This is a genomic window from Actinomadura hibisca NBRC 15177 (assembly GCF_001552635.1).
GTDB classification, from domain to species: Bacteria; Actinomycetota; Actinomycetes; order Streptosporangiales; family Streptosporangiaceae; genus Spirillospora; species Spirillospora hibisca.
Genome location: NZ_BCRO01000001.1, coordinates 45,087 through 71,267 on the forward strand (window position 1 = coordinate 45,087; position 26,181 = coordinate 71,267).

The window sequence follows — 26,181 nt, forward strand, 5'->3', positions numbered from 1 at the left end:
GCATGCGGTGGTGGGCACACGCTGGGAGACACGTGCTGGGAGGCACGTGTTGGCAGGCACGGCCGCGCGCCCGCCGGGTCAGCGCGCGGCGCGCGCCGCCGCCGCGCCGCCCGCGCCGACCAGGTCGTTGCTGGCGCCGTCGGCCAGCCAGTTCGCCTCGTGCGCCGCCATCACGCGGCGGGCGTGCCGGGTGATGACGGCCGGGAGCGCGGCGCGCGCGATCTGGAGGGCGGGCAACCACGCCTGCCCGTACACGTGCGGGCGGCGCGCGGCCATCCCGGCCAGCAACCGCGCGGTGGTCGGGCGCAGCGGGTAGGTGCGGTTGGCCGGGAACGGCAGCCCGGCGCGCATGACGCGCAGCGCGTCGTTGGCGTCGGCCCCGCGCACCATGTCGGTGTCGGTCCAGCTCAGGTAGCCGACGCCCACGGTCACGCCGTGGTGGGCGGTCTCGGCGCGCAGGCTGTGCGCGAACGCCTCCACCCCGGCCTTGCTGGCGGTGTAGGCCGCCATCATCGGCGCCGAGCACAGCGCCGCCAGCGACGCCACCTGGAAGAAGTGGCCCCGGCTCCGCTTCAGGGCGGGCAGGAAGGCGCGGGCGGTGTTGACGCTGCCGAGCAGGTTGACCTCGATGACCTTGTTGAAGGTGCGCGGGTCGGAGTACTCGACCGGGCCGCCGGTGGCGATCCCGGCGTTGGCGACCACCACGTCCACCCGGCCGTAGTGCTCGACGATCTCGGCGGCGGCGCGGGCGAGGGCGTCGCCGTCGGTGACGTCCACCTCCCACCAGCGCGCGGCCGGGCCGCACGCGGCCGCGGCGGCGGCCAGCTCGCCCGGCTCCAGGCCGAGCAGCGCCACCCGCGCGCCCCCGGACGCCGCCCCGCGCGCCAGCAGCGCGCCCAGCCCGCGTGCGGCGCCGGTCACGACGACGACCTGTCCCGCGAAGTCCATGGTGTTGCCCAACGAAGACCGCCTCCGGATAGAACGGGGTTACCCACTGGTAGGTGACGAGCAGCAGGGTAGACCATCCGTCCAATAGCCCGGCGGCCGGGCTCCCGCCCCGGCGGGGCGCGGGTCCGGCTCGCGGGCCGAGGTCACCGGTCCGGGTCACCGGCCGAGGTCACCAGTCCGGGCCGCAGGTCCAGGTCACAGGTCCAGGTGGACGCGCACGGTGGTGCCGTCCGGCCCGGTGTGCACCCGCACCAGGTCGGCCAGGTGGTTGACCATGATCAGGCCGCGGCCGCCGTCGGTGCCCAGGCGCACCGGCACGAGCCCGGCCAGCGGGTCGGTGATCATCCCGCCGTCGCGCACCTCGCAGACCACCTGCCCGCCCTCGGCCCAGACCCGCACGACGCCGGCGCCGAGGCCGTGCACGACCGAGTTGGCGGCCAGCTCGTTGACCACCAGCTCCAGGTCGCCCACGCGCACCGGGTCCAGGCCGAACGCGGCGGCCCGCTCGCAGGTGAAGCGCCGCACCTCGGGCAGCGCGTCCAGGTCGAAGGCCATCAGGTCGGCGTCCACCGGGACCGGCAGCCTTCGGTTGTAGCGGCTGATGACGTGTTCGGGGGCGTAGGCGTCGCTCGCGCGCGTCCCGTGCCGGTCGATCAACGTGGGGTGGGTGGCGCGGGCGTCGGCCAGCACGTCCGGGGCCAGGCCGGCCACGTCGTAGGGGCACAGGATCGTCACCGGCCGCCCGGCGAACGCCAGGTTGATCAGCGCTTCGTACCGGGCGCAGGCCGGGTACTCCAGGTCGGTGCGGCCCGGCCAGACCGGCTCGCCGATGATGCGCGCCCGCCCGCCGTCGCCGTGCCGGTCGGCGAACTCGCGCAGCACGCCGGGGATGATGCGGCCGGGGTTGCGGCCCGCCCGGGTCATGTCCAGCCAGGTGATCCGGGCGGCGTCGGCGCCCAGCGCCTCGCGCAGCGGCGCGAGCCGGGGGCCGGGGACCGCCACCGCGGCGGGCTCGCCCGCCGCCAGCCCGTCGCGCAGGAACGCGACCGTGCCGTCCAGGTACTCCCGGTCGCCGTCGTAGAAGAGCGCCGGATGCGCGAACGGGGCGCCCGCCTCGGGGGCCGGCCAGGTCCGCGTCAGGGCGCCGCCTCGACGGCGGGAGGTCTGCGGCGACATCGCATCGAGCGTACGCGCCGGAGGAAGCGGAGGCTCGTGCAGGATCATCCTTTTAAGCCCCCCGAAGTCGTTCAGCCGCAGTCACCGGGACCGCTACCCCGCCAAGGACCGCGAAAACGAGGTCTCCGGGGCCGGTTCCCAGGTCCAGTCCGGTGCCGGGGGCGCGGCCGTGCCGGACGTCGCCGTCCTCGCAGGCAGCCTACGCCCTTCCGGACGGCCGCAGATCGGCGGCGTCCACCACGTCGGTGAGCAGGCCCCGGCGGCGGTAGGCGGCGCGCTGCCGGTCGGCGCCGGTGCCGCCCGCCAGCAGGCGCCGCAGCCCGGCGGTCGCCGCGTCGAGGTCGCCGTTGTCGGCCAGCGCGGGCCGGGCGTGCGCCAGCAGGTCGGCGGCCAGGTCGCGGAACCGCGCGGGCCGGCCGGTGCGGACGTCCACGCCGTCGCCGCCCAGCCCGTCGCGGGCCGCCAGCCAGTACGCCGCGCGCAACATCTCGGGCGCGGGGTCGGCCGCCTCCCGGCCCGCGTCGATCGCGGCCGCCGCGGTCTGCACCAGCGCCCGGACCAGCGCGGCGAACAGCGCGGCGTCCTCGGCGGTGAGGGCCACGTCGGCGAGCCGGACCTCCACCGTGGGCAGCCGCGCCGAGGGCCGCACGTCCCAGAACACCGTGGCCGGGTCCATCAGCGCGCCGCACTCCAGCAGCGTGCCCACCAGTTCCTCGTAGTGCTCGGCCGACCGGAAGAACGGCGGGGGGCCGGCCACCGGCCAGCGCGCCCACACCAGCGCCCGCCAGCAGGCGTGGCCGGTGTCGCGGCCCGCCCAGTAGGGGGAGTTGGCCGCCAGCGCCAGCAGCGTCGGCAACCACGGCCGCAGGTGGTTGCTGACCTGGACGGCGCGGTCGCGGTCGGGCATCTCCACGTGCACGTGGCAGGAGCAGATGCACTGCTCGTCGTCCAGCCCCCGGTAGGTCGCCAGGCTCTCGGCGTAGCGGGCGCCGGGGGTGATCGGCGCGGGCCGGGTCCCGCCCAGCACCGGCGTGCCGGTCGCGGCCAGCCGCACGCCCTCGGCCGCGCCCGCCGCCGCCATCGCCGCGCGCATCGCGCGGATCTGCTCGGTGAGCTTGGCCAGGTCGTCGCAGGGCGAGGTCTTGGCCTCGGCGAGGGTGCCGACCAGCTCGGTCGAGGCCCGGTCGCCGAGCGCGGCCGCGGCACGCCGCACCACCGGGCCCGCGCGCGGCACGACCTGGCGGGAGACCGGATCGACGACGAAGTACTCCTCCTCGATGCCGAATCTGAGGGGCATCCCACCACCTCTGGTCGGGGTCGCCTGGACGGAAGGCGCCGGAGCGGCCGCGCACCTCGACGGTACGTCGGTGAGCGGTTTCACACCACCGCACCGCCCCCAGGGACTTTTGCCCCGCCGCGCAGCGGGCATGCGGGGACTGACCGAACCGTGGCACGACACGGTGAGAGAAGGTGATCCGGATGCCGGACGTGACGTTCCCCGCCGGGCTCGCGATGATCGTGGTCTTCCTGGTGGCGCTGGTCCTGGCGGGCCTGTTCTACCTGGGCGACCGCCGCGAGGGCCCGCCCAACGGCTCCGACCGCGGCCGCTGAGGGGCCCGTGACCCCGCCCGCCGCGCGGGCGGGGTCGGGCTCAGCGCGCGTCGTCGGGACGCCGACGGGGCGTCAGGCGCGCTCGTCGGCCAGCGCGACCTGGCGCTTCTCGGCGAGCACGACGTCGCCCATGACGTCCACGAGGAGGGCCAGCACCGCGCCCGCGGCCATGACCCCCGCCCCGGCCCAGAACATCGCCCAGCTCGGGCCCAGGCACAGCGCGACCCCGCTCACCGCGAAACCGACGAAGATCACGGCGACGGCGATCCAGGACTGGGGCCGGCCGGCGTGGCTGCCACTCGACATGCGGGTCTTCCTCATTCACCTCGGTGGGGCGGACGACGCAGAACCCTAGCGAACACCCGCCCCACCAGGCACTCCGGGGCGTGCGAAGGCTCAGACGAACGCGCCGTGCCCGGTCGCCGCGCGCCCGACGATCAGCGTGTTGATCTCGCGGGTGCCCTCGTAGGAGTACAGCGCCTCGGCGTCGGCCACGAAGCGCCCGATGCCGTAGTCGAGCACGATGCCGTTGCCCGCCATCAGCTCGCGGCCCCAGCCGACGGTCTCCCGCATCCGGGTGGTGCAGTACGCCTTGGCCAGCGCCGAGTGCTCGTCGCGGTACTGCCCGGCGTCCTGGAGCTGGGCCAGCCGCGCCACCATGCCGAGCGAGGCGGTCGCGTTGCCGAGCATCTTCACCAGCAGGTCCTGCACGAGCTGGAACTTGGCGATGGGGCGGCCGAACTGCTCGCGGTCCACCGCGTAGTCGCGGGCGATCTCGTAGGCGGCCAGCATCACCCCGACCGCCTGCCAGGCCACGCCGCTGCGGGTGCGGCGCAGGATCCCGGCGGTGTCGCGGAACCCGCCCGCCTCGGCCAGCCGGTTCGCCTCGGGCACCCGGCAGTCGCTGAGCACGATGTCGGCGTTCTGCACGGTGCGCAGCGCGATCTTGTTCTCGATGCGGGTGGCGGCGAAGCCGGGCGTGCCCTTCTCCACCACGAAGCCCTTGACCTTGTCGTCGGCCTCGTCGCGGGCCCACACCACCACCAGGTCGGCGAAGGTGCCGTTGCCGATCCAGCGCTTGGCGCCGTTCAGCACCCACTCGTCGCCGTCGCGGCGCGCGGTGGTGCGCAGCCCCAGCGCCACGTCCGACCCGCCGTGCGGCTCGGTCAGCGCGAACGCGCCGATCTTCTCCATCCGCCCCATCGCGGGCAGCCACCGCTCGCGCTGCTCGGCGGAGCCGCACGCGCCGATGCTGCCCATCGCGAGGCCGGTGTGCACGCCGAAGAAGGTGGAGATCGACGGGTCGATCCGCGCCATGTCCAGCGCCAGGAACCCGGTCAGCATGCTGCTGGGCACCTCGCCGGGGCACTCCTCGTAGCCCAGTCCGGCGACGTTCAGCTCGCCGAACTTCTCGATCAGGTGGAAGGGGAACTCCGCCCGCGCCCAGCAGTCGTCGGCGATCGGCGCGACCTCGGTGGACAGGAAGTCCCGGACGCGCCACAGGATCTCCTGCTCGGCCGGGGACAGCAGGTCCTGCATCTGGTAGAGGTCGCCGGGAAGCGGATCAAGGTTCATGGCGTCCCTGTTCCCGGAGGTCAGGGCGGTAACCTGGCGGGGCGGGCGATTCCGGTCACGGCGGTGTGGCGTGCGTCATAATCGGGCCGCCCGGGGACCCCGGTCGCGGGCGGCGGGTACGCGGCCGCTTACCATCCCTGCCATGACGGTGCCACCCGAAGAACTCGAACTGGCCGCCGCCTTCCCCCCGGCCGAGCGGGACCGGTGGCGGGAGATGGTGCAGGGGGTGCTGCGCAAGTCCGGCGCGGCGACCGAGCAGACCCCCCTCGGCGAGGTCGAGGGCCTGCTGACCCGCGCGTCCTACGACGGCGTGCCGATCGCCGCGCTCTACACCGCCGCCGACGCCGCGGCCGCCCCCGTGCCGGGCCGCCCGGGGCTCGCGCCCCGCGTCCGCGAGGTGCGGCCCGAGGGGGAGGGCCTGGCGGGCTGGGACGTCCGGCAGCGGCACGCGCATCCCGACCCGGCCGTCACCCGGGAGGCGGTCCTCGCCGACCTGGAGAACGGCGCGACCTCGGTGTGGCTGGCGCTGGGCGAGGGCGGCCTGCCCGTCGCGTCCCTCGGCGACGCGCTGCGCGGCGTCTACCTCGACCTCGCGCCGGTCGTGCTGGACGCCGGGGAGCGGACGGCCGAGGCCGCCGACGCGTTCCTCGCGCTGGTCACCGAGCAGGGCAAGGCCGCCGAGGCCGCCGGGAACCTCGGGGCCGACCCGCTGGGCCTGGCCGCCCGCACCGGCGCCGCCGTCCCGGTCGGGCCCGCCGCCGAGCTGGCCGTCCGGGTCGCCCGCGAGTTCCCCAAGCTGCGCGCCCTCACCGTGGACGGCACCGTCTACCACGACGCGGGCGGCAGCGACGCCGACGAGCTGGGCGCGGCCGTCGCCACCGGCGTCGCCTACCTGCGGGCCCTGACCGACGCCGGGCTGAGCGTGGACGAGGCGTTCGCGCAGATCGAGTTCCGCGTGGCCGTCAACGCCGACCAGTTCCTGTCCATCGCCAAGCTGCGCGCGCTGCGCCGCCTGTGGACGCGGGTGGCGGAGGTGAGCGGGGCCACTGAGGACACCGCGGACACCGTCGCGCGGGTGCACGCCGTCACCTCCTCGGCGATGATGACGCGCCGCGACCCGTGGGTGAACATGTTGCGCACCACCGTCGCCTGCTTCGCCGCCGGGGTCGGCGGCGCGGACGCCGTCACCGTCCAGCCGTTCGACGCCCGCCTCGGCCTGCCCGACGACTTCGCCCGCCGCATCGCCCGCAACACCCACACGCTGCTGCTGGAGGAGTCGAGCCTGGCGCGCGTGGTGGACCCGGCGGGCGGCTCCTGGTACGTCGAGCGCGTCACCGAGGACCTGGCGGGCGTCGCCTGGACCTGGTTCACCGAGATCGAGAAGGCCGGGGGAGCGGCCGCCGCGCTGGAGTCCGGGCTGATCGCCGGGCGCGTGGCCGCCACCTGGGAGCGCCGCCGCAAGGACATCGCGCGCCGCAAGGCCCCGCTCACCGGCGTCAGCGAGTTCCCCAACCTGACCGAGAAGCTGCCCGAGCGCGCGCCCGCGCCGGAGCGGCCGGGCGGCGGGCTGCCCGTCGTCCGCTACGCGCAGGACTTCGAGGCGCTGCGGGACCGCTCCGACGCGCACGCCGAGGCCACCGGCGCGCGCCCCAGGGTGTACCTGGCCACGCTCGGTCCCGTCGCCGTGCACACCGCCCGCGCGTCCTTCGCCGCCAACCTGTTCCAGGCGGGCGGGATCGAGACCGTCAGCGGGCCGCCGGAGGACTTCGCCGCCTCCGGGGCCGCCGTCGCGTGCCTGTGCTCCAGCGACAAGTTGTACGCCGAGCAGGCCGCCTCCGCCGCCGCCGTCCTCAGGGACGCCGGGGCAGTGAAGGTGTGGCTGGCGGGTAAGGGTGACCACGACGGGGTGGACGCGCACGTGCACGCGGGCTGCGACGCGGTCGCGGTGCTGGAGACCACCCTCAGCGATCTGGGAGTGAACCGATGATCCCCGACTTCTCCGAGATCGGCCTCGGCCCGGCCGCCCCCGCCGGGCGGGCCGCCGAACGGTGGCGCGCCGCCGTCGCCGAGGCCACCGGCCAGGCCCCCGAGGAGCAGACCTGGGCCACCCCCGAGGGCGTCGCCGTCAAGCCGCTCTACACCGGCGCCGACCTCGATGGCCTGGACTTCCTCGACACCCTGCCGGGCGTCGCGCCCTACCTGCGCGGCCCCTACCCGGCCATGTACGCCACCCAGCCGTGGACGATCCGGCAGTACGCCGGGTTCTCCACCGCCGAGGAGTCCAACGCCTTCTACCGGCGCAACCTGGCCGCCGGGCAGAAGGGCCTGTCGGTCGCCTTCGACCTGGCCACCCACCGCGGCTACGACTCCGACCACCCGCGCGTGGCCGGGGACGTCGGCATGGCGGGCGTCGCCATCGACTCCATCTACGACATGCGCCAGCTGTTCGACGGCATCCCGCTGGACCGGATGAGCGTGTCGATGACCATGAACGGGGCGGTGCTGCCCGTCCTGGCGCTGTACATCGCCGCCGCCGAGGAGCAGGGGGTGGCGCCCGAGCAGCTCGCGGGCACCATCCAGAACGACATCCTCAAGGAGTTCATGGTCCGCAACACCTACATCTACCCGCCGGGCCCGTCGATGCGGATCATCTCCGACATCTTCGCGTTCACCTCGCAGCGGATGCCCAAGTACAACTCCATCTCGATCTCCGGCTACCACATCCAGGAGGCCGGGGCCACCGCCGACCTGGAGCTGGCCTACACGCTGGCCGACGGCGTGGAGTACATCCGGGCGGGCCGCGAGGCGGGCCTCGACATCGACGCGTTCGCGCCCCGGCTGTCGTTCTTCTGGGCGATCGGCATGAACTTCTTCATGGAGGTCGCCAAGATGCGGGCGGCGCGCCTGCTGTGGGCGAAGCTCGTGAAGCAGTTCGACCCCCAGAGCCCCAAGTCGTTGAGCCTGCGCACGCACTCGCAGACCTCCGGCTGGTCGCTGACCGCGCAGGACGTGTTCAACAACGTCGCGCGCACCTGCATCGAGGCGATGGCCGCCACCCAGGGCCACACCCAGTCGCTGCACACCAACGCGCTGGACGAGGCCCTCGCGCTGCCGACCGACTTCTCGGCCCGCATCGCCCGCAACACCCAGCTGCTGCTCCAGCAGGAGTCGGGCACCACCCGCACCATCGACCCGTGGGGCGGCAGCGACTACGTCGAGCGCCTCACCTACGACCTGGCCCGCCGCGCCTGGGGGCACATCAGCGAGGTCGAGGGCGCGGGCGGCATGGCCAAGGCCATCGACGAGGGCCTGCCCAAGCTGCGCATCGAGGAGGCGGCGGCCCGCACCCAGGCCCGCATCGACTCCGGCCGCCAGCCGGTCATCGGCGTCAACAAGTACCGGCCCGACGCCGACGAGGACATCGAGGTCCTCAAGGTGGACAACGCCTCGGTGCGGGCGCAGCAGATCGAGAAGTTGCGGCGGCTGCGCGAGGAGCGCGAGGAGTCCGACGTGCAGGCCGCCCTCAACGCCCTCAGCAAGGCGGCCGAGGCCGCCGAGAACGGCACCCGCGGGTCCGGCCTGGACCAGAACCTGCTGGCGCTCGCCATCGACGCCGCCCGCGCCAAGGCCACCGTCGGGGAGATCTCCGACGCGCTGGAGCGCACCTACGGGCGGCACGCCGCGCAGATCCGTACCATCTCGGGCGTGTACCGCGAGGAGGCCGGCGAGGTGAGCGTGATCGAGCGGGCGCGCGCGGCGACCGCCGCGTTCGAGGACGCCGAGGGCCGCCGCCCCCGCATCCTGGTCGCCAAGATGGGCCAGGACGGGCACGACCGGGGCCAGAAGGTGATCGCCACCGGCTTCGCCGACCTCGGCTTCGACGTGGACGTGGGCCCGCTGTTCCAGACCCCGCGCGAGGTCGCGCTCCAGGCGGTCGAGGCCGACGTGCACGTGGTCGGCGTCAACTCGCTGGCCGCCGGGCACCTGACGCTGGTGCCCGCGCTGCGCGCGGAGCTGGCCGAGCTGGGCCGCGCGGACATCATGATCGTGGTGGGCGGCGTCATCCCGCCGCAGGACTTCCCCGAGCTGCGCGAGGCCGGGGCCGCCGCGATCTTCCCGCCGGGCACGGTGCTGGCCGAGGCCGCCCTCGGGCTGCTGGAGGACCTGGCGAAGAACCTGGGGCACGAGCCGGGGCACGAGCCCGGGGATGAGTAGGCCGGCGCTGGAGGACTACGTCGCGGGGGTGCGGGAGGGCTCCCGGGCGTGGGTCGCGCGCGCGATCACGCTCGTGGAGTCGTCCCGGCCCGACCACGCCGAGCTGGCGCAGCGCCTGCTGGTGGAGCTGACCCCGCACACCGGCGGCGCGCGGCGGGTCGGCATCACCGGCGTGCCGGGCGTCGGCAAGTCCACCTTCATCGACGCGCTCGGCACCAACCTCACCGGCGACGGGCACAAGGTCGCGGTGCTGGCGGTGGACCCGTCCTCCACCCGCACCGGCGGCAGCATCCTGGGCGACAAGACCCGGATGCAGCGCCTGGCGGTCGACCCGAACGCCTTCATCCGGCCCTCGCCGACGGCGGGCACCCTCGGCGGCGTCGCCAAGGCCACCCGCGAGGCGATGGTCGTCATGGAGGCCGCCGGGTACGACGTGGTGCTGGTGGAGACGGTGGGCGTCGGGCAGTCCGAGACGACCGTGGCCGAGATGGTGGACTCGTTCCTGTTCCTCACCCTGGCCCGCACCGGCGACCAGCTCCAGGGCATCAAGAAGGGCGTGCTGGAGCTGGCCGACGTCATCGCGGTCAACAAGGCCGACGGCCCGCACGAGATGGAGGCCAAGAAGGCCGCCCGCGAGCTGGCCGGGGCGCTGCGGCTGCTGCGCAGCGACGAGCGCGTCCGGGACACGCCCGTGCTGACGTGCAGCGCCCGCGACAACGTCGGCCTCGACACGGTGTGGCGGCAGCTGGTGGACCATCAGGACCGACTGCGCGAATCGGGCGAGCTGGACGAGCGGCGGCGGCGCCAGCAGGTCGGCTGGACCCGCCGGATGGTGCGCGACCGGCTGCTGGCCGAGCTGGGTTCCCATCCGGCCGTCCGGAAGCTGGCCCCGGAGCTGGAGGCGCAGGTCGCGGCGGGGACGCTGACCCCGGCGCTGGCCGCCGAACGTCTTCTGGCCGCCTTCACGCGCTGACCGGGATCGTGATTGGGGACGGTCGATAAGCCCGGGTCCCGGCCGCGGCGCGCTCGCATCCGGTACAAAGTCCTGATGGACGTCATCGCGCTGGACGACCCGACCGACGCTCAGATCCGGCGGTGGCACGCCGTGCTGACGGCGGTGCACGCCGCCGACCCGGTGACCGGCCCGGCCGGTGATCCCGCGCCCGACCTGGAACAGACCACCGCCTGGCTGCTGGGCCCCGAGCAGGGCGGCCGCCAGCGGTTGTGGGCCGTCCCCGGCGGCGTCGTGGACGGCGGCACGGACGGCGCGGACGGCGGCGCGGGCGGCGCGGGCGGGTACGCGGCGGTGGCGGCGCTGCGGCTGCCCGGCGGCCCCGGCGCCGACCGTCCCGCCGAGATCGACATCCGGGTGCGCCCGGAGCTGCGGCGGCGCGGCCTGGGCCGCGGCCTGCTGCGGGTGGCCGCCGCCGGGCTGCGCGCCGACGGCCGCCCCAGCGTGATCGCCCAGGTGCTGGCCGGGACCCCGGCGGTGCCGTTCCTGGAGTCGCAGGGCTTCCAGTGCGTGCTGACGCTGCGCGGGCTGCTGCTGGACCTCGCCGACGTGCCGCCCGCGCGCGTGGCGGAGCTGCTGGCGGCCGGGCCCGCCGGTTACGACCTGGTCCGCTGGCGCGGCGTGGTGCCCGACGGGCACGCCGACGCGCTGGCCCGCGCCAAGGACGCCATGGCCGACCTCGCCGAGTACGAGGGCGCGCCCTGGGACGCCCACCGGGTGCGCGAGATGGCCGAGATGGTCGCCAAGCGCGGCGACGACCTCTACACGATCGCCGCCGTCCGCGACGGCGGCATCGCCGGGTTCACCGAGATCGTGGTGCCCGCCGAGGGCGGCGAGCGCGCCGCCCAGTACGACACCGCCGTGGTGCCCGCGCACCGGGGGCGGCGGCTCGGCATCTGGGTGAAGGCCGCGATGCTGGAGTGGCTGCGCGCCGAGCGCCCCGAGGTCCGCGAGATCGAGACCGACAACGCCGGGGACAACGCGCACATGCTCGCGGTCAACGAGGAGCTGGGCTTCCGGCGGCAGCGCGAGTCGCGCGAGTACCAGGCGGCGGCCGCCGACCTGCCGAGCTGACCCGCCGAGTCGACCCGCCGGACCGACCCGCCCGCCGGCGTTCCCCGTCCGCTCACCTCCCCGCCCGTTCCGCGTCCGAAAATGTCTTGCCGAGCGCCCCGCGCGATCGGCACTCTGAGGATGCCTTCCGGAAATACCGGACGCCGGGGAATTCCCCGGCCATTCCTTCGTGGTTCAAGGGTGGAACGCCGCGGCGTCAATGCGGAAATCCAGGTTCGAATCCTGGCGGGGGAGCGGGCGTGACGGGCAGGAGGTGACCCGATGCACGTGCTCGTTCTGAACGCGTCGTACGAGCCCTTACAGAAAGTGGACCTGCGGCACGCCATCCGCATGCTGGTGCGCGAGGTGGCGGTGGTCGAGGAGGCCGAGGAGGGGCGCACCATCGGCCGCTACCCGGTGCCGCGGGTGCTGCGGCTGGTCCGGTACGTGGCGATGCGCTGGCGGCACGGCAGGCGGCCGCCGTGGAGCAAGCGCGGCGTCTACCTGCGCGACCGGGGCCTGTGCGGCTACTGCGGCGGGCGCGGCAACACCATCGACCACGTGCACCCGCAGTCGCGCGGCGGCGGCGACACCTGGGAGAACACCGTCCTGGCGTGCGGCAGGTGCAACAACCGGAAAGGCGACCGGACGCTGGCGGAGACCGGGCTGCGGCTGCGCGTCGAGTTGCGCGTGCCGCGCTGGGAGGAACTGGTCGGCCTGCGGTGACCACAGAGGGGACAGACTGAACGGGAAAAGGACCGGACGGGGTGACGGGCCGGATCGCGCACGCGCGGTCCGGCCTTCGTTTCGCCGCCGCCCTCCCCGATGAGTAGTGCACATGTGACTCTGTGTGTTTTGTCAACCAAGAGTGATGAATTGGCCGATTGTGGTAGCGTGCCGCCAATCTTCGGGATGGTGTTTAAGGAGAGTTCAGTGGCGGCCCACGTCCGGAAACGACGCTTCACCCGGCTGCGTTCGGCCCGCGGCCGCGGCGCGGCGGTCGCGCTCGTGCTGGCGGGCACGGCCCTGTTCCCGCACGCCTCCGGCGCGGCCGCGCTGCCGCTGGAGCCGAAGAAGGACAACGCCAAGGAGTACGCCAAGCTCAAGAAGCGCGCCGACGCCCTGGCCAAGGAGTACCGCGGCGAGCTGATCTCCCTGGAGGAGGCGAAGAGGGCCGCGGTGCGCGCCGACGCCGACGCCGGCCGGCTCGGCGCCGAGTACGACCGGGCCCGCGCCGACGTGGGCCGGATGGCCGCCAGCAGCTACATGACCGGCAGCCTGGACACCATCCCGATCGTCACCGCCGACGACCCGGGCAACGCGGTCCGGGCCGCGTCGATGGTCGAGCACCTGGCCCGCAACAACAGCGCGCGCATCGCGGACCTGCGGACGCTGGCGACCAAGGCCGAGGCGTCGCAGAAGACCGCCGAGAACAAGCTCGCCGACGTCAAGAAGGAGATCGAGGACCTGGAGAGCCAGCGCGACCGGGTCAAGAGGCTGCTGGTCAAGTACAAGCCCGAGGCGCCCCCCGGCTCCGGCGGCTCGGCGGGCGGCGGCGCGGGCCGTCCCGACGGCGTCAGCGGCACCAAGTCGCCCATCATCGGCAACTCGATGACCGCGCGGATGCGCACCGTGCTGCTGGCGGTGGACGGCAAGTTCGGCCCGTTCCCCGCCATCGGCTGCGCCCGCCCCGGCGACCCCCAGGACCACGGCTCGGGCCGCGCCTGCGACTTCATGGAGAGCAGCGGCGGCAAGATGCCGAGCGCCTCGGCCCGCGCCCACGGCGACGCGGTGGCGCAGTACATCATCAGCAACGCCTCCGGCCTCGGCATCAAGTACGTGATCTGGCGGCAGCGCATCTACGACATGCGCGGCAGCGGCGGCTGGAAGCCGATGTCGGACCGCGGCAGCGTCACCCAGAACCACTACGACCACGTGCACGTCTCGGTCCTGTAGCCGCCGGGCGCCAGGCCCGAGGCGGGTTCACCGTCCCGGGGCCCGCACCTCCGCCACCCGGCCGTCGCGGGCCGAGCGCTGGGCCGCCTCGATGACCTCCAGGCCCGCGATCGCGTCCGTCAGCGTCACCGGGGCCGGGGCCTCGCCGCGCAGGGAGCGGGCCACACCGGCGTAGAAGTCCTGGTAGGCGCCCGGCAGCGTCGGCTCGGGGCGCTCGTCGCCGGGCACGCCCAGCAGGCCGTAGGTCTCCGGCGGCATCTGTCCCCAGTCCGGGTCGCGCGGGGTGCGGCCCTCGCGCAGGGCGTCCTCCTGGCCGTCCATGCCGTGCACGGTGTAGGCCGCCTCGCTGCCCAGCACGCGGAAGCGCGGGCCCAGCGCGGCGGCGGTCGCGCTCATCCACAGGTGCGAGCGGACGCCGCCCGGATGGGCCAGCGCGACGAACACGTCATCAGGGGCGGCGGCCCCGGCGCGGCGTGCGTCGATCTCGGCGTAGACGGTCTCGGGGCGGCCGAACAGCGTGACGGCCTGGTCGATCAGGTGGGAGCCCAGGTCGTACAGGATGCCCCCGGCGTCGCGCGGGTCGGCGCTCTCCTTCCAGCCCGGCTTGATCTCGGGCCGCCACCGCTCGAAACGCGACTCGAACCGCCGGACCTGACCCAGGCGGCCCGCGCCGGCGAGGCTCGCCACCGTCCGGAAGTCGCCGTCCCAGCGGCGGTTGTGGAAGGGGAACACCGGCAGCCCCCGGACCGCGCTGAGCGCGGCCAGCGAGCGGGCGTCGGCCGCCGACGCCGCCACCGGCTTGTCCAGGACCACCGGCAGGCCCGTCGTCAGCGCGGTGCGGGCCAGCGGGACGTGCTGGCGGTTGGGCGCGGTCACCACGACCAGGTCGTAGGCGCCGGTCGCCTCCCACAGCCGGTCGGTGCCGGCGAGCACCCTGGCGTCGGGGTAGCGGGCCCGCACGGCCTCCTGCCGCTCGGGGTTGCCCGTCACCACCGCGGCCAGGCGCAGGTCCGGCACCGAGGAGATCAGCGGGGCGTGGAACACCGAGCCCCCGGTGCCGTATCCGATGAGTGCCACACGCAGAGTCATGGTCCGATCATCCCTGATGGGGGCCGGTGCGGTCGGCGGCAGGCCCGCCGCTGCGCGTTGATCACCGCAGGACGTACGCTGGCCGGGTGCGGAACGGAGCAGCGGTGGCCAAACCTGTGATCATGACCGTGGACGACGATCCGGGCGTGTCCCGGGCGGTGGCGCGCGACCTGCGCCGCCGCTACGCCGAGGACTACCGGGTGGTGCGCGCCGAGTCCGGGCGGCAGGCGCTGGAGGCGCTGCGCGAGCTGAAGCTGCGCGGCGACGACGCGGCGGTGCTGCTGGCCGACCACCGCATGCCCGAGATGAACGGCGTGGAGTTCCTGGAACAGGCCATGGACCTGTACCCCAACGCCCGCCGCGTGCTGCTCACCGCCTACGCCGACACCGACGCCGCCATCCGCGCCATCAACGTGGTCGACCTCGACCACTACCTGCTCAAGCCGTGGAACCCGCCGGAGGAGAAGCTCTACCCGGTGCTGGACGAGCAGCTGGAGGGCTGGAAGCGCGCCGAGCGGTGGCGGCCCCAGGAGCTGCGCGTGGTGGGGCACCGCTGGTCGCCGCGCTCCTACGAGGTGCGCGACTTCCTGGCCCGCAACCAGGTCCCCTACTCCTGGGTGCTGGACACCTCGCCCGAGGGCGTGGAGCTGCTGAAGGCGGCCGGGACGGCGGAGCTGCCCCTGGTGGTCACCGCCGACGGCGCGACGTTGTCGGCCCCCTCGGACGCCGAGCTGGCGTCGGCGGTGGGCCTGTCCACCGCGCCGGTCGCCGACTTCTACGACCTCATCGTGGTCGGCGGCGGGCCCGCCGGGCTCGGCGCGGCGGTGTACGGGGCGTCGGAGGGGCTGCGCACCGTGCTGATCGAGCGGCACGCCTCCGGCGGCCAGGCCGGGCAGAGCTCGCGGATCGAGAACTACCTCGGCTTCCCCGACGGGGTGTCGGGCGCGCAGCTCGCCGACCGGGCCCGCCGCCAGGCCGAGAAGTTCGGCGCCGAGCTGACCACCACCGGCAAGGTCGTCGGGCTGGAGGAGCGCGGCGGGGCCCGCGTCGTCCGGCAGGCCGACGGCAGCGAGATCGGCGCGCACGCGGTGATCCTGGCGACCGGCGTGTCCTACCGCAGGCTGGAGGCCCCGGGCCTGGTGGACTTCTCCGGCTGCGGCGTCTACTACGGCGCGGCCCCCGCCGAGACGCCCGCCTGCGCGGGCGAGGAGGTCTACGTCGTCGGCGGCGCGAACTCGGCCGGGCAGGCGGCGGTGAACCTGGCGAAGGTCGCCGAGCGGGTGCACGTCCTGGTGCGCTCCGACGGGCTGCACCGGTCGATGTCGTCCTACCTGGTCGACCAGATCGCGGGCATCCCCAACATCGAGGTCCACCCGCACACCGTCGTCACCGGCGGCAGCGGCAGCGACCACCTGGAGCGGCTCACCCTGGACGGCCCGGACGGCGCGCGCGAGGTCCCCGCGCACTGGCTGTTCGTGTTCATCGGCGCCGAGCCGCGCACCGACTGGCTGGACGGCGCGGTCGAGCGCGACGCGCACGGCTACCTGCTCACCGGCCCCGACCTGCGCCCGGCCGACCGCGACGACCCCCGCCCCGCGCGCGCCCCCTACTTCCTGGAGACCAGCATGCCGGGGGTGTTCGCGGCGGGCGACGTGCGCGCCGACTCCATCAAGCGGGTGGCCTCGGCGGTCGGCGACGGCGCGATGGCGGTCGCCATGGTGCACCGGTACCTGGAGCGCTCATGAGCAGGATCACGACCGACGAGCTGCGCGGGCTGTTCCTGTTCGAGGACCTGTCGGAGGACCGGCTCGCGTGGCTCACCGAGTACGGCACGGTGCGCGAGTACGCCGAGGGCGCCGACATCTGCGAGCAGGGCGACCCGGCCGAGTCCTTCGTCGTCCTGCTGGAGGGCGAGATCGTGCTGCTGCTCCGGATGCGCGGCCACCTCGTCGAGACGAACCGGTCGGCCCAGCCCGGCGTGTACGGCGGCGCCGTCCAGGCGTACATCGGCGACCGCATCGAGCAGAAGTACCAGCACACGATGCGCGCGCTGCGGCCCACCCGGGTGTTCGAGCTGCCCGCCCGCAAGTTCGGCCTGGCGGTCCGCAAGTGGTTCCCGATGGCGACCCACCTGCTGGAGGGCGTGTTCTTCGGCATGAACAACGCCCGCCGCGTGGTCGACCAGCGCGAGCGGCTGACCGCGCTCGGCACCATCACCGCCGGGCTCACCCACGAGCTGAACAACCCGGCCGCCGCCGCCTCCCGCGCCACCGCCGAGCTGGGCGACCGGATGTTGCGCGCCCAGCGGCGGCTGGTCGACCTGGCCTCCGACGGCGTGGACTGCGAGCGCATCGGCGAGCTGGTGTCGCTGCGCGAGCGGATGGGCAGCTCCCTGCGGCAGCCCACCGGCCGTAGCCCGCTGGAGACCAGCGACGCCGAGGACGAGCTCGGCGACTGGCTGGAGGAGCACGGCCTGGACGACGCGTGGGACCTCGCGCCGTCGCTGGTCGGCGCGGGCGTCGGGGTCGCCGAGGCCGAGGAGGTCGCCGCGGTCGCCGGGGACCGGCTGCCCGCCGCGCTGCGCTGGCTGGCGGAGGTGCTGGAGGCCGCCGAACTCCAGGCCGAGATCACCGAGGCCGTCGGCCGCATCACCGCCCTGCTGGACTCCGCCCGCCAGTACTCCCAGCTCGACCGCGCCCCCTACCAGCGCGCCGACCTGCGCGACCTGCTGGACAGCACGCTCACCATGTTGCGGCGCAAGATCGGCGAGGGGGTGCGGGTGGTCACCGACTACGACCCGGACCTGCCGCCCGCGCCGGTCTACGCGGCCGAGCTGAACCAGGTGTGGACGAACCTGATCGTCAACGCGCTGTACGCCATGGGCGGCGAGGGCACGCTGACGGTGCGCACCCGCCGCGAGAACGGCACCGCCGTCGTGGAGATCGGCGACACCGGCACCGGCATCCCGGAGGAGAACCTGAGCCGGATCTTCACGCCGTTCTTCACCACCAAGCCGGTCGGCGAGGGCACCGGCCTGGGCCTGGACATCTCCTGGCGGATCGTGGCCGACCGGCATGGCGGCGACATCCAGGTGAAGTCCCGGCCGGGCGACACCACCTTCCAGGTGCGGCTGCCCCTCACCGAGCCCGAGGCGGCGCCCGGCGCGGCGGAGGAGACCTCGGCGGAGGAGCCCGCGACGTCCTGAGCCCGACGACCCTGCGCCGGGCGTCCCTGCGCCCGGCGTCCTGGCCGGGCGTCCGGGCCGGGCGTCCGGGCCGGGCGGCCCGGCCGGGGCTCAGCGGCGGCCGAACGCCAGCCCGTAGCCCGGCCCCGACACCCGGTAGACGTCGCCGCGCCCCCACCGCAACACCTGGAACCGCACCTTGACCGCGTGCACCCGGTGCCCGGTCAGGTCGGCCATCATCTTCTCCGACAGGTCGATGATGGCCGGGACCTCGTGCTGGACGATGGCCCACTCGGCGGGCCCGAAGTCCTCGACCACGCCCGTCGCCGTCCGGCCGCCGTAGCTGACCCGCACCCGGGTGCCCAGCGGCCAGTACGGGCTGGCGATCGTGTCGTAGGACATGCGCGCGCCGCGCGCGGTGGCCTGGTCCCAGAACGAGGTGGCGGTCGCCTGCCCGGTGGGCAGGCCCCGGCCGCCGGACTCGGGACGGACCGGCAGCCGCAGTTGCGAGTAGCCGCCGTTGTGGCCGCGCGGGGGAGTGGCGCCGAACGCCGCCAGCGGGCTCAGCGCGTCGGTGGCGGGCGCGTGCCGGGCGTCGGGTGCCAGGGCCGCGCGTGGGCCCTGGAGTGCCAGCGCGGCGGCGGCACCACCGATCAGGATGCTGCCCGCGATCGGCGCGACCAGCAGCGTGAAAGTGCCGCGCCGCCCGGCGCGTCCGGGCTCCGCCGCGGCCGGTGGCGGCGGGGCGACGGGGGCGGGCGCGTCGAAGTCGCGCAGGAGTTGCCGCAGGTGGTCGGTCACCGCGCGCGGCGGGATCTCCAGCAGCTCGGCGAGCCGGTCGGTGTACCGGCCCTGCACGAGCAGGCCCAGCACGTACCGCTCGACGGGGGTCAGCTCGACCTGGTTGTGCCGCAGGATGCGGGTGTCGCGCTGCCCGGCGGCCACCTCCACCGGGGGCTCGGGCGGATCGTCGGCCCGCACCACGAGCCGTGTGAGCCGGACCAGCTGGTCGGCCGCCTCCCGCGCCGGCGCGTTCACCGCGCCCTCCCTTCCCCGCTCCGGCCGCCCGTGTCCGACGGTCGCCCGACTCCGCTCCGCCACTGATGGACACGCAGAGTAGTCGTGTGGCGGCGGCATGGAGTCTAGGGCGTTGATCGGGACAGGGAAAGGCTCGTGGAGGGCAAAGCCGTGATCCCGGCCTTCTCGCAGGTGAGAGGGGGATTACCGGCGAGTTCGCAACGACTGGGGGCGCGGCGGGTTTCCGGTGTGGGAAACGCTGGTCCAGCGGCGGGTCAGACGGCGGCGTCGGCGGGCGCGCCGCTCGGAGCGTCGGCCCCGGCGCGGGTGCGCCGCACGAACGCCACGGCCGTCAGTGCCGCGAGCGCGTACATCGGCAGCGTGTAGACGGCCGGGGGCACGGCCATCGTCGCGTCGCCGAGCACGCTCAGCGCGACGGTGATGGCGAGCGTCACGTTGTGCAGGCCGATCTCCATCGCCGAGGCGATCGCCTGCTTGGGCTCCACCCGCAGCAGCCGCGACGCGCCGTAGCCGGTGCCGAGGCTCAGCGCGCAGAACAGCGTGGTGATCAGGCCGACCTCGGCCAGGCTGTCCAGCAGCCGGGCGCGCTCCTGGTAGGCGACGCCCACCGTCATCGCCACCAGCACCGCGATCGACATGATCTTGAGGGGCCGGTCGGCGCGCGCGGCGAGGCCCGCCGCCCGGTGCCGCACCGCCATGCCGAGCGCGGCGGGCACCAGCACCAGGCAGATCACCTGCACCACCTTGCCGGTCTGCATGCCGATCTCGCCGCCCGCCATGAAGTGCTCCAGCGCGAAGCCCACCACCAGCGGCAGCGTGAACAGCGCCAGCACCGAGTTGACGGCGGTCAGCGTGATGTTGAGGGCCACGTCCCCGCCCGCCAGGTGGCTGAACAGGTTGGCGGCCGTCCCGCCGGGCGCGGCGGCCAGCAACATCATCCCCACCGCCAGCTTCGGCTCCAGCCCGAACGCCTTCACCAGCGCGAAGCACACCAGCGGCAGCAGCAGCACCTGGCAGGCCAGGGCGATCAGCACCGCGCGCGGGCGGCGCGCGATCCGGGCGAAGTCGGCCGGGGTCAGCGTGAGGCCCAGCCCGAACATGATCAGAGCGAGGGCGGCCGGGAGCAGGACGGTGGTCGCGAACGTCTCTTGCACGCCGTTCCATTCGGGGGGAGGGGGAAGGGCCGGGCGGCGCGCGCCGCCGCCCGGCCCCGGTTCCGGCGGCTACTCGGAGCGGCTAATCGAACAGGTCGGGCTGCTCGCGGGTGATCTGGTCGTACAGCGGCTGGTAGTTGATCCAGCCGACCAGGTCGTTGCCGATCTGCTGGTGGGTGAGCACGGCGTTGTCGTGCTCGATCGGCACCACCTGCCCGGCGGCCTTGGCCAGCAGCTGCACCTGGCACGAGCGCTCCATGGTGATGAACCACCAGGCGGCCGCGTCCACGGTGTCGCCGACGGTCAGCAGGCCGTGGTTGCGCAGGATGACGGCCTTGGAGTCGCCGAGGGCGGCGGCGATGCGCTTGCCCTCCTCCAGGTCGGTGACGACGCCGGTGTAGTCGTCGAACAGGCCGTGGTCCTGGTAGAAGGCGCACACGTCCTGGGTGATCGGCTCCAGCTTTTGGCCGAGCGCGGAGATCGCGCGGCCGTGCGTGGAGTGGCTGTGCGCGGCGGCGACGACGTCGGGCCGGGCCTGGTGCACCTGCGAGTGAATCGCGAAGGCCGCCTCGTTGACGGGGTAGCGGCCCTCGACGACCTTGCCCTCGTGGTTGACCAGGATCAGGTCGCTCACCCGGATGTGCTTGAACGACATGCCGAAGGGGTTGACCCAGAAATGGTCGGTGCGCTCGGGGTCGCGGGCGGTGATGTGCCCGGCCACCCCTTCCTCGAAGCCGAACTTGCCGAAGATCCGCAGCGCCGCGGTGAGGCGCTCCTTGCGGTGCCGGCGCTCGTCCTCGACGTCGTCGAAGGAGGGCGGCAGCCGGAAGATCAGGTCGTTGGCGAGGCCGTCCAGGAACTTCTCTTCGTCGGGCACGGCCGTCTCCTCTCATGGTTGTCCACCACCACCAAACCCCATCGCCTCCGGGGCCGCCTAGGGTGGGAGAATCCAAGCGGCGCCGGACCGGTTGTCCGGCGCGGACAACCGCCCGCCGGATGGGCGTCGGGCACGGGGAAGGGGACGGCGCATGGCGCAGCGGGCCGGTGACCCGTTCCTCGCGCTGCTCACCGCGCTGAGCGGGGACGCGGCGCTGATGGAGGCGACCGTGGACGCCGCCCGCACCCAGTCCGACCAGGTCGCCGCGCTGCCCGCCGAGGAGACCCGGCGGCACACCCACGCCCTGGTGCTGGGCGTGCTGGCCGCGCTGCGCGACGGCGGCGAGCCCGGCCCGGCCGCGCTGGCGGCGGCCGAGTCGCTGGGCTCGGACCGGGCCCGGCAGGGTGTGCCGGTCGCCGACTTCCTGGACGGCTTCCAGGCGGGCCGCACCCACCTGGTGCACGCGCTGATCGCCGAGGGCCGCCGCCGGGAGGTGCCGGACGGCGCGCTGCTGGAGGGCGTCACCCGCATCGACGCGATCACCACCGTGCTGGTGCGGCGCATGGTGCACGCGCACCGCGTCGCCGAGCTGGAGATGGCCCGCACCACCCGCGAGGGCGACCTCCAGATGTTGCGGCGGCTGCTGCACGGCGAGCCGGTCCCGGTGCCCGCGCCGCTGGACCCGGCCGCCGCCTACCACTGCGTGGTCTCCGACGTCAGCGACCCGGCGGTGGCGGGCCGCCTGGAGCGCGTGCTGACGGCGGCCGGGCCCGGCCTGTGCGGACTGATCGACGGGCGGCTCGCGGCGCTGGTGACCCGGCTGCCCGACCCGCCGCCGGACGGCCCGCTGCTGGTGGCCGCGCCGCCGGTGCCGCCCGCCGGGGTCGCCGCCCGCTACGCGCTGGGCCGCCGCGTCCTGGCCGCCGGGACCGCCGCCGGGCTGGCGGGGCTGCGCCGGATGACCGACCTCGCGCTGCTCACCGTCACCGAGGCCGAACCGGAGCTCGGCCGCCTGCTGGCCGCGGGGCTGCTGTCCGGCCTGGACCCCGCCGAGCCCTTCCACCGCGAGCTGGCCGACACCGCGCTCGCCTACCTCGACCACGGCGGCCGCGTCGAGCCCGCCGCCGCCGCCCTGCACGTGCACGGCAACACCGTCAAGTACCGGCTGCGGCGGCTCCAGGAGATCACCGGCCGGTCCCTGACCGACCCGGGCGGCGGCCCCGCCGTCCCCTACGCCGCGCACTGGTGGTGGGCGCTGCGGCACTGGTCGGCGGGATGACGGAACAGAGACGAGGGGAGAGCAGATGACCGGACCGCGCATCGGCACCGTGATGTGGCCCGTGCAGTCCTGGCCGGAGACCAGGGAACTGTGGCGGCGCGCCGAGGAGCTGGGTTTCGACACCGCCTGGGTGTACGACCACACCGCCTGGCGGGGCCACACGCCCTGGCACGACGCCTACACGACGCTGGCGGCGGTGGCCGCGACCACCGCCACCATCCGGCTGGGCACCCTGGTGACCTCGCCGAACTTCCGCCACCCGGTCCCCACCGCGCACGCCGCCAAGACCATCGACGACATCAGCGGCGGTCGCCTGACCCTCGGCATCGGGTCCGGCGGCAAGTCCGTGACCTCCGACGGAGGCCGCCTGGGCGGCCCGGAGTGGAGCCCCGCCGAGCGCGCCGCCCGGTTCGAGGAGTGGGTGGACCTGCTCGACCGGCTGCTGCGCGGCGGCGAGACCAGCTACGAGGGCACCTACTACGGGGCCCGCGAGATGCGCACCGACCCGGGCTGCGTGCAGCGGCCGCGCGTCCCGTTCATGATCGCGGCGAACGGGCCGCGCGGGTTGCGGCTGGCGGCCCGGCAGGGCGCGGGCTGGGTCACCACCGGCAACGGCCCGCAGGCGGACGACCCGCAGGAGGTGGTGCGCCGCCAGATCGGATCGCTGGAAGAAGCGTGCGCCGCCGAGGGCCGCGACCCGGGGGAGTTGCGGCGGCTGCTGCTGACCGGCTTCACCGGCGAACCGTGGCTGGAGTCGCCCGGGGCGTTCGCCGACCTCGCCGGGCGCTACGCCGAACTCGGCATCACCGACATCGCGGTGCACTGGCCGCGCCCCGGCACCGACTGGGACGCCGACATGAAGGTCTTCGAGGCGATCGCCCCGGCCGCGCGGTGAGCGGCGTCGGGTACCTGGCGGCGTTCCTGGGCGGGACGCTGGCGCTGGTCAGCCCGTGCAGCGCGCTGCTGCTCCCGGCGTTCCTGGCCTACTCGGTCGCCGACCCCGCCCGGCTGCTGGCCCGCACGGGCGTGTTCGCGGCGGGCCTCGCGACCACGCTGGTGCCGCTGGGCGCGGCGAGCGGCGCGGCGGGACGGCTGCTGAGCGGCCACCGCGAGGCGCTGGTCACGGCGGGCGGGACGCTGGTGATCGTGCTGGGCGTCGCGCAGATCGTCGGCCTGGGCTTCGCGCCACGCCGGGCGCGGGCCGCCGCCGGGCGGTTGCGGCCGGTCTCGCTGACCTCGGCGTACCTGCTGGGCACCGTCTACGGCCTGGCCGGGTTCTGCGCCGGGCCGATCCTGGGCTCGATCCTCACCGTCGCGGCGGTCGGCGGCGGCCCGGTCTACGGCGGACTGCTGATGGCGATGTACGCGCTGGGTATGGCGCTGCCGCTGTTCGCGCTGGCCGCGCTGTGGGACCGCTTCGACCTGGGCCGCCGCCGCTGGCTGCGCGGCCGCGTCGTGACGGTGGGACGGTTGCGGCTGCACACCACCTCGCTGCTGTCGGGCGTGCTGTTCCTCGTCCTCGGCGCGCTGTTCCTGCTCACCGACGGCACCGCGGCGCTCCCCGGTCCGCTGGACGCCGACCGCGAGGTCGCCCTCGAACAGCGGGTCCGCGAGATCGGCGCGGCCGTGCCGGACGTGGCGTTCCTGATGGTCGCGGCCCTGGTGGTGGCCGGAGTGGCCCTCATCCGCCACCGTCCGTCCCGCTCGCCGGACCGCGACGACGCGCCGGTGGGGGAGCCGGGCCGCCCGCTGCGAAGCGACCGCGACGTCAGCCGCGGGTGAGGCGCGAGCGCCGCGCGTACTCCTGGCCGAAGGCGACCAGCAGCCAGGTCAGCGCGGTCGCGTCGTCCACGATCCCGAGCGGCAGCAGGAAGTCGGGCACCAGGTCGATCGGCGACACGATGTACACCACCGCCGCGACCATCGCCGCGATCTTGCGCTTGCCGGTGTGGTACTCCAGCGCCGTGCCGGGCACCCGGCGCGCGCGGCGCAGCCGCACGATCCCGGCGATCACCAGCACCGCCCCGGCCAGCAGCGCGGCCACGCCCCAGGCGGTGAGGTCGGCGACGAACGTCAGCACCACCCCCGCGACGATCAGGCCCAGCCCGATCCCCACCGGTCCGGCCCACACCATGCCCGTCTCCCACCGCTCGGCTCGCCTGCCCCCGGGGTATTGCCGGGAGGAGGCGTTCCACTCGCGGAACGGGCCCCGGGTCGCGTCGTCGCAGGTCAGGGCCGTCGAACTCGCGGCTTCACAGCGGGCCGCCCGGATCACGTGGCCGGATCACTGGGACATGGTCACCCGCCCTTCCCGCCACTCGGCCAGCAGCCCGGTCGGCGTGCAGCCCGCCAGGGCGCGGAACTCCCGGTTGAGGTGGGCCTGGTCGCAGTAGCCGCAGGACAGCGCCAGCTCCGCCCAGCCCGGCGGCTCACCGGCCAGCAGGCCGGCCGCGCGCTCGAACCGCAACACCCGCGCCGTCACCTTGGGCGTCAGCCCCACCTGCGCGCGGAACCGGCAGGCCAGATGGCGGCGGCTCCAGCCCACCTCGGCGGCCAGGTCCGCCACCGGCACGCGGCCGCCGCTGCGGGCCAGCAGCTCCCACGCCCGCGCCACCTCCGGGTCGGGGACGGGGCCGCGCTCCAGCCGGTCCAGCAGGAAGCGGTCGAGCAGCGCGAAGCGCGCCGCCCAGCCGGGCGTCTCGCCGAGCCGCGCCACCAGGGCGGCGGCGGGCGAGCCGAGCAGGTCGGTCAGGCAGGCGGCGGAGTCGGCCAGCTCGCCCGGCGGCACGCCGAGCAGGGTGAGGACGCCGAACGGCGTCAGGTTGAGCTGCACGCCGCGCTGCCCGCCCGGGTGCGCGTACAGGCCGGGGCCGCTGTGCAGGCCGGTCGCGAACGAGCCGTGGCGGACGCCGCGCGACCGCTCGCCGGGGACCTCCAGGTACATCGGCGGGCCCAGATTGATGATCAGGACGGCGGTGCGCGACGGCAGCGTGCGCACCCGGGACGGGGTCGCCCCGTGCTCCCAGTAGCCGTCGTAGGAGCGCAGGAAGGGGCGCAGCGCCGGATGCGGCGGGGCGGTCGCCAGCCGCCAACCCCACCGGTCCTCGGACGCGACGCTCCGGCCGTCCATACGGGCAGTGTCGCAGCCGGGTACGACAGGACCGGGCCGCTACTCGTACATCTGGCCGCACACCGCGATGCGCGCGAGGTCGGCCCAGGACATCGTGGTGATCTCGCGGACGTAGGAGCGGACCGGCGGCTCGCCGGGCCCGCCCGGCAGCGGCACCCGCGCGCCGTCGGCGGCGTCCCAGCCGCCCAGGCTGCCCGCGACCGCGCACTCCAGGTAGGTGGCCGGATCGAAGTTGTACCAGGTCGGCGGGGTGGCGCGCGGGCCGCCGCCGGGCGGGCGCGGGGCCTGCACCCCGAACCGGGCCCGCGGGCCGGGCGGGGCGTACAGGAAGTCCTCCAGGTCGGCGATCTGGGACAGCAGCACCCGCTCCCAGTCGGCGTGCCCCACGGGCTCGTCGCCGGGCAGCGTCAGGTCGCGCACGCTCCAGCCGGGGTCGTACTCGGCGGGCGGGACGGTCGCGGCGGCGGCGAACATCGCCGCGACCTCGTCGGGTTCGAGATCGTCGCGCGCGCTCAGCGGCGCGCTCACCTTCCACAACGCGCGCAGGAACGCCGACAACGACCACGAGGCCGACCGCGCCTGCTGGCCGAGGTGCAGGAAGTGCAGGTACAGGTCGCGGTTGGTGCGCACCACCGGGCCCGGCGGACCGGCCACCCAGTACATCTGCTTGTGCGCGACGCCGCTCTCCATCACCAGCACCTGGGCCAGCGCGGAGACCCGCGAGTCGTGGGTGGTCATGTGGTAGGCGTTGCCGTTGTCGTCCTGGCGCATGACGTCCCACGTGTGCATCCGGCCCCTCCACGGTCGGCGATGCGTCGGCTCAGGCCCCCGCGCAGAGAGTGTCCCATTCCGGGGCGCGACCGCCAGTGGCGACCGGGTCACCT

The 26,181-nt window shown here is 74.8% G+C and carries 24 protein-coding genes and 1 tRNA gene; 13 read left to right on the forward strand and 12 right to left on the reverse strand.

Features of this window, described 5'->3' with window-relative positions; all coding sequences use genetic code 11:
• Positions 1–78 precede the first annotated feature (78 nt).
• The 3 genes from AH6_RS00200 to AH6_RS00210 all read right to left on the reverse strand — a co-directional run bounded on the left by AH6_RS00200 (position 79) and on the right by AH6_RS00210 (position 3,421).
• Positions 79–948 carry an SDR family oxidoreductase gene (locus tag AH6_RS00200; protein WP_067471945.1) on the reverse strand — a complete coding sequence of 290 codons (870 nt, stop codon included), beginning with the start codon at positions 946–948 and terminating at the stop codon, positions 79–81.
• 195 nt (positions 949–1,143) lie between these two features.
• Positions 1,144–2,124 carry an anti-sigma factor RsbA family regulatory protein gene (locus AH6_RS00205; RefSeq protein ID WP_067471407.1) on the reverse strand — a complete coding sequence of 327 codons (981 nt, stop codon included), beginning with the start codon at positions 2,122–2,124 and terminating at the stop codon, positions 1,144–1,146.
• A 199-nt stretch (positions 2,125–2,323) separates the two neighbouring features.
• Positions 2,324–3,421, reverse strand: coding sequence for a carboxylate-amine ligase (locus AH6_RS00210; protein ID WP_067471410.1), 1,098 nt, complete (start codon positions 3,419–3,421; stop codon positions 2,324–2,326).
• 182 nt (positions 3,422–3,603) lie between these two features.
• Here AH6_RS00210 and AH6_RS46420 point away from each other — a divergent pair, with 182 nt between their 5' ends.
• Entirely contained in the window at positions 3,604–3,735 is a 132-nt protein-coding gene (locus AH6_RS46420; RefSeq protein WP_281180171.1) for a hypothetical protein, read from the forward strand.
• A 72-nt stretch (positions 3,736–3,807) separates the two neighbouring features.
• On the opposite strand, the gene AH6_RS00215 is transcribed toward AH6_RS46420, so the two are convergent.
• Both AH6_RS00215 and AH6_RS00220 read right to left on the reverse strand, forming a co-directional pair.
• Positions 3,808–4,041: an HGxxPAAW family protein gene (locus tag AH6_RS00215; protein WP_083982074.1), complete on the reverse strand. Its 234-nt coding sequence runs from the start codon at positions 4,039–4,041 to the stop codon at positions 3,808–3,810.
• Between the two features lie 90 nt (positions 4,042–4,131).
• Positions 4,132–5,310 (reverse strand): acyl-CoA dehydrogenase family protein, encoded by a 1,179-nt coding sequence (locus AH6_RS00220; protein ID WP_067471416.1) that lies wholly within the window; start codon positions 5,308–5,310, stop codon positions 4,132–4,134.
• Between the two features lie 142 nt (positions 5,311–5,452).
• On the opposite strand from AH6_RS00220, the gene AH6_RS00225 reads away from it, so the two are divergent.
• From AH6_RS00225 to AH6_RS00255, 7 genes are all read left to right on the forward strand, one after another.
• Positions 5,453–7,297 (forward strand): methylmalonyl-CoA mutase subunit beta, encoded by a 1,845-nt coding sequence (locus tag AH6_RS00225; RefSeq protein ID WP_067471419.1) that lies wholly within the window; start codon positions 5,453–5,455, stop codon positions 7,295–7,297.
• Positions 7,294–9,525, forward strand: coding sequence for a methylmalonyl-CoA mutase (gene scpA, locus AH6_RS00230; protein ID WP_067471422.1), 2,232 nt, complete (start codon positions 7,294–7,296; stop codon positions 9,523–9,525). The genes AH6_RS00225 and scpA overlap by 4 nt, the downstream gene beginning before the upstream one ends.
• Positions 9,518–10,498: a methylmalonyl Co-A mutase-associated GTPase MeaB gene (gene meaB, locus AH6_RS00235; RefSeq protein ID WP_067471425.1), complete on the forward strand. Its 981-nt coding sequence runs from the start codon at positions 9,518–9,520 to the stop codon at positions 10,496–10,498. Before scpA ends, meaB begins: the two co-directional genes overlap by 8 nt.
• 75 nt (positions 10,499–10,573) lie before the next feature.
• Complete coding sequence (locus AH6_RS00240; RefSeq protein WP_067471427.1) at positions 10,574–11,611, forward strand: GNAT family N-acetyltransferase; 1,038 nt, start codon at positions 10,574–10,576, stop codon at positions 11,609–11,611.
• Between the two features lie 163 nt (positions 11,612–11,774).
• A tRNA-Asp gene (locus tag AH6_RS00245) sits at positions 11,775–11,845 on the forward strand.
• Between the two features lie 27 nt (positions 11,846–11,872).
• Positions 11,873–12,316, forward strand: a complete 444-nt coding sequence (locus AH6_RS00250; protein ID WP_067471430.1) for an HNH endonuclease — start codon at positions 11,873–11,875, stop codon at positions 12,314–12,316.
• Between the two features lie 207 nt (positions 12,317–12,523).
• Positions 12,524–13,546: a coiled-coil domain-containing protein gene (locus AH6_RS00255; protein WP_157431187.1), complete on the forward strand. Its 1,023-nt coding sequence runs from the start codon at positions 12,524–12,526 to the stop codon at positions 13,544–13,546.
• A 27-nt stretch (positions 13,547–13,573) separates the two neighbouring features.
• On the opposite strand, the gene AH6_RS00260 is transcribed toward AH6_RS00255, so the two are convergent.
• Positions 13,574–14,635, reverse strand: a complete 1,062-nt coding sequence (locus AH6_RS00260) for a Gfo/Idh/MocA family oxidoreductase (protein WP_067471433.1) — start codon at positions 14,633–14,635, stop codon at positions 13,574–13,576.
• Between the two features lie 104 nt (positions 14,636–14,739).
• On the opposite strand from AH6_RS00260, the gene AH6_RS00265 reads away from it, so the two are divergent.
• Positions 14,740–16,380 (forward strand): NAD(P)/FAD-dependent oxidoreductase, encoded by a 1,641-nt coding sequence (locus tag AH6_RS00265; RefSeq protein ID WP_245679097.1) that lies wholly within the window; start codon positions 14,740–14,742, stop codon positions 16,378–16,380.
• Positions 16,377–17,840 carry an ATP-binding protein gene (locus AH6_RS00270; RefSeq protein WP_067471436.1) on the forward strand — a complete coding sequence of 488 codons (1,464 nt, stop codon included), beginning with the start codon at positions 16,377–16,379 and terminating at the stop codon, positions 17,838–17,840. The genes AH6_RS00265 and AH6_RS00270 overlap by 4 nt, the downstream gene beginning before the upstream one ends.
• 90 nt (positions 17,841–17,930) lie before the next feature.
• Here the strand turns inward: AH6_RS00270 and AH6_RS00275 are convergent, their stop codons facing one another.
• From AH6_RS00275 to AH6_RS00285, 3 genes are all read right to left on the reverse strand, one after another.
• The gene (locus AH6_RS00275; RefSeq protein ID WP_067471439.1) at positions 17,931–18,857 is read right to left on the reverse strand and encodes a hypothetical protein; all 927 of its coding nucleotides are present in this window, start codon (positions 18,855–18,857) and stop codon (positions 17,931–17,933) included.
• 254 nt (positions 18,858–19,111) lie between these two features.
• The gene (locus AH6_RS00280) at positions 19,112–20,011 is read right to left on the reverse strand and encodes a bile acid:sodium symporter family protein (protein WP_067471441.1); all 900 of its coding nucleotides are present in this window, start codon (positions 20,009–20,011) and stop codon (positions 19,112–19,114) included.
• Between the two features lie 82 nt (positions 20,012–20,093).
• Positions 20,094–20,888 (reverse strand): class II aldolase/adducin family protein, encoded by a 795-nt coding sequence (locus AH6_RS00285; RefSeq protein ID WP_218005664.1) that lies wholly within the window; start codon positions 20,886–20,888, stop codon positions 20,094–20,096.
• 151 nt (positions 20,889–21,039) lie between these two features.
• Between AH6_RS00285 and AH6_RS00290 the strand changes: the two genes are divergently transcribed.
• The 3 genes from AH6_RS00290 to AH6_RS00300 are packed head-to-tail and all read left to right on the forward strand — an operon-like array spanning position 21,040 to position 23,949.
• Complete coding sequence (locus AH6_RS00290) at positions 21,040–22,167, forward strand: helix-turn-helix domain-containing protein (RefSeq protein ID WP_067471444.1); 1,128 nt, start codon at positions 21,040–21,042, stop codon at positions 22,165–22,167.
• 25 nt (positions 22,168–22,192) lie between these two features.
• Positions 22,193–23,062 carry an LLM class flavin-dependent oxidoreductase gene (locus AH6_RS00295; RefSeq protein WP_067471447.1) on the forward strand — a complete coding sequence of 290 codons (870 nt, stop codon included), beginning with the start codon at positions 22,193–22,195 and terminating at the stop codon, positions 23,060–23,062.
• Positions 23,059–23,949, forward strand: coding sequence for a cytochrome c biogenesis CcdA family protein (locus AH6_RS00300; protein WP_067471450.1), 891 nt, complete (start codon positions 23,059–23,061; stop codon positions 23,947–23,949). Before AH6_RS00295 ends, AH6_RS00300 begins: the two co-directional genes overlap by 4 nt.
• Here the strand turns inward: AH6_RS00300 and AH6_RS00305 are convergent.
• The 3 genes from AH6_RS00305 to AH6_RS00315 form a co-directional block, all read right to left on the reverse strand.
• Positions 23,936–24,301: a YkvA family protein gene (locus AH6_RS00305; protein ID WP_067471453.1), complete on the reverse strand. Its 366-nt coding sequence runs from the start codon at positions 24,299–24,301 to the stop codon at positions 23,936–23,938. The genes AH6_RS00300 and AH6_RS00305 overlap by 14 nt on opposite strands.
• Before the next feature lie 150 nt (positions 24,302–24,451).
• On the reverse strand, positions 24,452–25,297 hold the full coding sequence (locus tag AH6_RS00310) for a helix-turn-helix domain-containing protein (protein WP_067471457.1): 846 nt from the start codon (positions 25,295–25,297) through the stop codon (positions 24,452–24,454).
• 39 nt (positions 25,298–25,336) lie between these two features.
• Positions 25,337–26,086, reverse strand: coding sequence for a hypothetical protein (locus tag AH6_RS00315; RefSeq protein WP_067471460.1), 750 nt, complete (start codon positions 26,084–26,086; stop codon positions 25,337–25,339).
• Positions 26,087–26,181: the final 95 nt, after the last annotated feature.

Bases quoted from the DNA above. Each gene is read 5' to 3' on its own strand.
- AH6_RS00200 (WP_067471945.1), bottom strand. From the start codon at position 948: ATGGACTTCGCGGGACAGGTCGTCGTCGTGACCGGCGCCGCACGCGGG.
- AH6_RS00205 (WP_067471407.1), bottom strand. From the start codon at position 2,124: ATGTCGCCGCAGACCTCCCGCCGTCGAGGCGGCGCCCTGACGCGGACC.
- AH6_RS00210 (WP_067471410.1), bottom strand. From the start codon at position 3,421: ATGCCCCTCAGATTCGGCATCGAGGAGGAGTACTTCGTCGTCGATCCG.
- AH6_RS46420 (WP_281180171.1), top strand. From the start codon at position 3,604: ATGCCGGACGTGACGTTCCCCGCCGGGCTCGCGATGATCGTGGTCTTC.
- AH6_RS00215 (WP_083982074.1), bottom strand. From the start codon at position 4,041: ATGTCGAGTGGCAGCCACGCCGGCCGGCCCCAGTCCTGGATCGCCGTC.
- AH6_RS00220 (WP_067471416.1), bottom strand. From the start codon at position 5,310: ATGAACCTTGATCCGCTTCCCGGCGACCTCTACCAGATGCAGGACCTG.
- AH6_RS00225 (WP_067471419.1), top strand. From the start codon at position 5,453: ATGACGGTGCCACCCGAAGAACTCGAACTGGCCGCCGCCTTCCCCCCG.
- scpA (WP_067471422.1), top strand. From the start codon at position 7,294: ATGATCCCCGACTTCTCCGAGATCGGCCTCGGCCCGGCCGCCCCCGCC.
- meaB (WP_067471425.1), top strand. From the start codon at position 9,518: ATGAGTAGGCCGGCGCTGGAGGACTACGTCGCGGGGGTGCGGGAGGGC.
- AH6_RS00240 (WP_067471427.1), top strand. From the start codon at position 10,574: ATGGACGTCATCGCGCTGGACGACCCGACCGACGCTCAGATCCGGCGG.
- AH6_RS00250 (WP_067471430.1), top strand. From the start codon at position 11,873: ATGCACGTGCTCGTTCTGAACGCGTCGTACGAGCCCTTACAGAAAGTG.
- AH6_RS00260 (WP_067471433.1), bottom strand. From the start codon at position 14,635: ATGACTCTGCGTGTGGCACTCATCGGATACGGCACCGGGGGCTCGGTG.
- AH6_RS00270 (WP_067471436.1), top strand. From the start codon at position 16,377: ATGAGCAGGATCACGACCGACGAGCTGCGCGGGCTGTTCCTGTTCGAG.
- AH6_RS00290 (WP_067471444.1), top strand. From the start codon at position 21,040: ATGGCGCAGCGGGCCGGTGACCCGTTCCTCGCGCTGCTCACCGCGCTG.
- AH6_RS00295 (WP_067471447.1), top strand. From the start codon at position 22,193: ATGACCGGACCGCGCATCGGCACCGTGATGTGGCCCGTGCAGTCCTGG.
- AH6_RS00305 (WP_067471453.1), bottom strand. From the start codon at position 24,301: ATGGTGTGGGCCGGACCGGTGGGGATCGGGCTGGGCCTGATCGTCGCG.
- AH6_RS00310 (WP_067471457.1), bottom strand. From the start codon at position 25,297: ATGGACGGCCGGAGCGTCGCGTCCGAGGACCGGTGGGGTTGGCGGCTG.
- AH6_RS00315 (WP_067471460.1), bottom strand. From the start codon at position 26,086: ATGCACACGTGGGACGTCATGCGCCAGGACGACAACGGCAACGCCTAC.